Raw genomic sequence first — 5,232 nt, 5'->3', positions numbered from 1 at the left:
ACATATCTGGCGTTGACTTTTGGCACGCTGTTGAGTTCTCAAGGAACGGACACTTCCTTCAGACCGCTCTCGCAGGCCCTCCGGGCGTTTCGTTCTTTCGTGTCTCCAGCTTATCAGATCCGCTTTTCGGCGTTTTCCGATCCCGTGCTGGCCGGGGCCGCTTTTCCCTTCCGCGGCGACCGCTACTCTACCGTATTTCCGGACCAGGTCCGTACCAACGGAACTCGGCATTGAAAATGACGAGCGCTGGCCATTCGGTGGGGTATTGGTCGCTCCGGTTGGACCGAGATGATCGGCCGGCCTCTCGGCTGTCCGACTTGTCCGTCCGGTTCAGGCGACTCGTCCAACACTAGGCCAGTCGTGCGGCCCCGTCAAACACTGAGGGACCAGATCTGACCAGATCTGGTCCCTCAGTGGTGTTACCGCAGCTCAACCGGCGTCTGTTTCACGCCACCTGACGGCGGTCGCCACCGCCACGGCCCGGCCGACACGGCGTCAGTTCGCGACCAGCTCGACCGCGGCCAGGTTGCGCTTGCCGCGGCGCAGCACCAGCCAGCGGCCGTGCAGCAGGTCCTCCGCTGCGGGCACCGCGTCCTCGTCGGTGAGCTTGACGTTGTTGAGGTACGCGCCGCCCTCCTTGAGCGTGCGCCGGGCGGCCGAGCGGCTCGGCGCCAGGCCGACCGCGACCAGCAGGTCGGCGATCGGCGCCAGCTCGGCCACCTCCGCCCTGGGCAGCTCGGCGAGCGCCGAGGCCAGCGTGGCCGGCTCCAGCTCGCCGAGGTCACCCTGGCCGAACAGCGCCTTGGACGCGGCGACCGCGCGCTCGTACTGCTCGGCACCGTGCACCAGCGTGGTCAGCTCCTCGGCCAGCGCGCGCTGGGCGAGCCGGGCCTGCGGGCGCTCGGCGGTCTCCCGCTCCAGCTCCTCGATCTCCTCCTTCGAGCGGAAGCTGAAGATCCGCAGGAAGTTCGAGACGTCCCGGTCGTCCGAGTTGAGCCAGAACTGGTAGAAGGCGTACGGGGTGGTCAGCTCGGGGTCGAGCCAGACCGTCCCGGACTCGGTCTTGCCGAACTTGGTGCCGTCCGCCTTGACGATCAGCGGGGTGGCCAGCGCGTGCACCGACTTGCCGTCGGCCTTGCGGAGCAGGTCGGTGCCGGCCGTGAGGTTGCCCCACTGGTCGCTGCCACCGGTCTGCAGGGTGCAGCCGTAGCGCCGGTTCAGCTCCAGGAAGTCCATGCCCTGCAGGATCTGGTAGCTGAACTCGGTGTAGCTGATGCCCGCGTCCGAGTTGAGCCGGCGGGACACCGCCTCCTTGGCGATCATGTTGTTGACCCGGAAGTACTTGCCCACGTCGCGCAGCAGGCTGATCGCCGACATCCCGGACGTCCAGTCCAGGTTGTTGACCATGCGGGCGGCGTACTCACCCTCGAAGTCCAGGAACTTCTCGATCTGGCCGCGCAGCCGGTCCACCCATCCGGCCACCGTCTCCGGGTCGTTGAGCACCCGCTCGGCGGTGGGCTTGGGGTCACCGATCAGGCCGGTCGCGCCGCCGACCAGGCCCAGCGGCAGGTTCCCGGCCTGCTGGATCCGGCGCATGGTGAGCAACTGGACCAGGTTGCCCAGGTGCAGGCTCGGCGCGGTCGGGTCGAAGCCGCAATAGAACGTGACCGGGCCGTCCGCGAACGCCTTGCGCAATGCGTCCTCGTCGGTGGACAGGGCGATCAGCCCACGCCACCGCAGCTCGTCGACGATGTCGGTCACGGTCACGCTTCTCCTCGGTCCGGTCGGTCCCCTGGTCGGCGGGTCCGACGGTGGTGATCCAGCGTGTCCGAGGGTACGCGGTCCGCGCCAGCGGTTTACCTTCGGCGTGGCGTGTGGGCGCGGTACGGGCTGACCGTCGGCTCGCCCTCGGTCCAGAACCGCCAGGGCGTGTCGGCGGCCTGCGCGATCCCGGTGCGCGGGCCCGAGCGGATCAGCTCGGCGGGCGGCGGGGTGCCGGGGAACAACCGCAGCACCGGCCCGTCGAGGTCGGCTCCGTCGTGGCTGCGGTCGATCCCGAGCGCCGTGGTGAGCCGGGCCGGTCCCTGGGCCAGGTCGGTGTCCCGGCGGCTGGTGGTCCGGCGGCCCCGGGCCAGCTCCAGCCCGGCGACGACCTCGCCGGCCCGCAGCAGCACCGCCCCGGGGACGCCGCCGGGCCCGCATACCAGGTTCACGCAGAAGTGCATGCCGTAGGTGAAGTACACGTACGCGTAGCCGGGCGGCCCGAACATCACGGCGTTGCGCGCGGTCGGGCCGCGGTGGGCGTGCGAGGCGGGGTCGTCCGGACCCTGGTACGCCTCGACCTCGGTGAGCCGCAGCTCCACCGTGCCGGCCGGCAGCGTGCAGCGAAGCACCCGGCCGAGCAGGTCGGGGGCCACCTCGGGGGCGGGGCGGGCGAAGAACGAGTGCGGCAGCGGGTCGTCGGACACACCGAGAGGGTAGCCGCACGGTCGGGAGACGGCCGTCCGGGTCGGCGAAATTCCGTTGTCCGGTGGCGGGTTCGGCGTTCAGAGTGGACCCGTCCGCCACCGGGGCGGGAGTGGTCTGGGAGGTGGCCGGGATGCGCGACACGCTGGTTCTGAACGCGAGCTACGAGCCCTTGTCCACCGTGTCGCTGCAGCGTGCGGTGGTGCTGGTGCTCCAGGACAAGGCCGTGCTGGAGCAGGCCCATCCGCTGGCCCGGGTGCGCTCGACCGGGCTGGCCCTGCCGGTGCCCCGGGTGATCAGACTGCGGCGGTACGTCAGAGTGCCGTTCCGACAACGGGCGCCCTGGTCACGGCGGGGTGTCCTGGTCCGCGACCAGCATCTGTGCGCCTACTGCGGCCGGCGGGCCACCACGGTCGATCACCTTCAGCCCAAGTCACGTGGCGGCGAGGACAGTTGGCTGAACACGGTGGCCGCCTGCGCGGAGGACAACCAGCGCAAGGCGGACCGCACGCCGGAGCAGGCCGGGATGACCCTGCTCCGTCGCCCGTTCGAGCCCACTCCGGAGGCCTCGTTGATGCTGGCGCTGGGCCTGCGGGCCGGCGAAGCCGCGGAGTTGGCGCCGTGGCTGCCACGACCGGCGGCCGTCGCCGCCTGAACCCGCACCCGCCGAAGGACCTCCGGTGGACCGGCCCGATCGGGGGACGGGCCGGCCCACCGGGCACTCAGTTGCTCTTGGCCTGGAAGGCGGTGGCGATACCGAAGGTGCCCGAGTGCTGCGGCACCACGATGTCCTTGTCCTCACCGATCAGCACCAGGCCCGAACTGAGCAGCGAGCCGGTGTCCTTGGGGAACCCGCCGCCGACCGACTCCTGCCCGTTGGCCAGGTTGAACCGGCTGAGGTGCGCGGGCTCCAACACCCGCTCGTCGGCGGCCAGCACGAGGCTGCCGTTGTCCAGCCCGACCGCGGCCACCGGGCCCTTCTCGGTCGCCTTGCTCTGCCAGATCGCCTTGCCGGTGCCGAGGTCGTAGCCCACCACGGTGGTCGGGGCGGTACCCCCGGTGGTGGGGACGAGCGTGGTGACCATGGTGTGCCCCTGGAAGAACACCCCGGGTACCGGGTCGAAGCCGCCGTGCGTGACGTCCAGCTGGCCGGCCGGTGTGTTGACCGCGATCTGCACGGTCGGGTCACCGGTCGACCCGAACGCGAAGACCTGGGAGTCGGTCGGCTGGTCGCCGGTGGTGAGCACGACGGCGGGCTCGGCCGACAGCACGGTGACCGACTTGGGCTGGTTGTTCAGCCCGCGCCACCAGAGCAGATGACCGTCCTCGGTGGAGAGCGCGACGGCCTGGTCGTTCGGGGTGGTGTCGACGCAGTAGCTGTGCAGCAGCACGGTGCCGCCGGAGGCGCTGCCGGAGAGGTTGCAGAACTTGCCCGGGCCGCCGTACTGCCAGGCGTCGTTCCCGTCGGCGGCGTTCCAGGCCGCGGCCTTGTCGTCGGCGACCACGACCACCCGGTCGTTGGTGACCGCGACGTGCGCCGAGTAGCTGTTGGTGGTGTTGGAGAGGGTCTTGGTCCAGACCGTCTTGCCCGTCTTGGTGTCCACCGCGGCCAACAGGCTGCACGGGCTCTGCGGGTTGGCCTGGGTGCGGAAGAGCGCGGCACCGAGGCCGGACTGGTTGACGGTCGGGGACAGCCCGCACGGGACGGCGCCCTGGGCGGGGGCGGCCACGCTCCAGAGCTGCTTGCCGCTGCCGAGGTCGTAGGCGTTCACCCCGCTGCCGTCCGCCCGCACTATGGCACTGGACAGCAACCAGCTGCCGACCAGGGTGTCGTCGGTGCCGGGCTGCGGTGCGGAGGCCGGTTGGGCGGTCCAGATCTTGTTGTGCGAGGTCGCGAAGCCGGTGTCGGAGGAGGGCGGCGCGGCGGCCGAGCTGCCGGAGCCACCGCTGTGGCTGGTGGCGATCACGCCGGCCGTCACCAGCACGACGAGCGCGCCGAGGCCGGCGCCGGTCCGGATCAGCAGGGTGCGGCGGCCGGAGCCCTGGGCGTCGGCGAGCAGGCCGCCCGCGGCCGCGCGGACCCGGTCGACCAGCGAGGTCGAGGAGGCGCCGGCGCGGGAGCGGCCGGCCCGGGGGGCGGCGGGTTCGGCCGTGTCGGCCGCGGGGTCCGGCTCGCCCGCGGGCTCGGCCGGCTCCTCGAGGCCGGGCACCGGCTGCTGACCGATCACGGTGTCGTACTCGGCGATGGCCGCGGGGTCGTAGGCCGCCGTCGGGTCGTAGCCGGAGGCCGCGGCGTCATAGCCGGCCGCCGCGGCGTCATAGCCGGCGGCGGGATCGTACCCGGTCGCGGCGTCGTACCCCGGCATCTCCGGCTGGGCGGTGCCGGTCTCGGCGTAGCCGTAGGCCGCCTCCGCCGGGTAGGCCTGCCCGGCCTGCTGCTCCTGCCACTGCCAGGGCTGCTGCGCGCCCTCGTCGTACGGCGGTGCCGTCGTGCCGTAGACCGGCGGCTGTTCCTCCCCGAGCGGCGCCGCGGGGTACCACGCCTGCTGGTAGTCGTAGCCGACCGGCTCGTGCCCGTCGCTGCCGTGGGGGTACTCCCGGCCGAAGCCTGGGGGCGGGTCCTGAGCCATGCGTTCCGTCCGTCCCTGCTGCTTGCTGCGGCGGCCAGCATCTCATGACGCCCGGGCGGCCCGGTCCGGGTGTCGGCCGCCTCAGCCGAGCAGCAGCTTGATCACCGCGACCAGACCGACCAGCACGATCAGCGTG

Annotated in this window: 5 protein-coding genes; 2 read left to right on the top strand and 3 right to left on the bottom strand. The window is 71.8% G+C overall.

Going from position 1 to position 5,232, the window contains the following annotated elements; all coding sequences use genetic code 11:
* Window positions 1-234, top strand: a 234-nt coding sequence (locus ACZ38L_RS01220) for a hypothetical protein (RefSeq protein WP_465688006.1), incomplete at its 5' end; no start/stop codon positions are given.
* Window positions 235-495: 261 nt separating this feature from the next.
* Here ACZ38L_RS01220 and tyrS read toward each other — a convergent pair.
* Both tyrS and ACZ38L_RS01210 read right to left on the bottom strand, forming a co-directional pair.
* Complete coding sequence (tyrS, locus tag ACZ38L_RS01215) at window positions 496-1,761, bottom strand: tyrosine--tRNA ligase (protein ID WP_465688029.1); 1,266 nt, start codon at window positions 1,759-1,761, stop codon at window positions 496-498.
* Between the two features lie 95 nt (window positions 1,762-1,856).
* Entirely contained in the window at window positions 1,857-2,468 is a 612-nt protein-coding gene (locus ACZ38L_RS01210) for a DNA-3-methyladenine glycosylase (protein WP_465688004.1), read from the bottom strand.
* Window positions 2,469-2,599: 131 nt separating this feature from the next.
* Here ACZ38L_RS01210 and ACZ38L_RS01205 point away from each other — a divergent pair, with 131 nt between their 5' ends.
* Entirely contained in the window at window positions 2,600-3,121 is a 522-nt protein-coding gene (locus ACZ38L_RS01205) for an HNH endonuclease (RefSeq protein WP_465688002.1), read from the top strand.
* Window positions 3,122-3,188: 67 nt separating this feature from the next.
* Here the strand turns inward: ACZ38L_RS01205 and ACZ38L_RS01200 are convergent, their stop codons facing one another.
* Complete coding sequence (locus ACZ38L_RS01200; RefSeq protein WP_465688000.1) at window positions 3,189-5,096, bottom strand: outer membrane protein assembly factor BamB family protein; 1,908 nt, start codon at window positions 5,094-5,096, stop codon at window positions 3,189-3,191.
* Between the last annotated feature and the right edge of the window lie 136 nt (window positions 5,097-5,232).

The organism is Kitasatospora sp. NPDC024654, assembly GCF_055559155.1.
The sequence above is the reverse complement of the archived record's forward strand: the minus strand, read 5'-3'. Positions and strand labels throughout refer to the sequence as shown.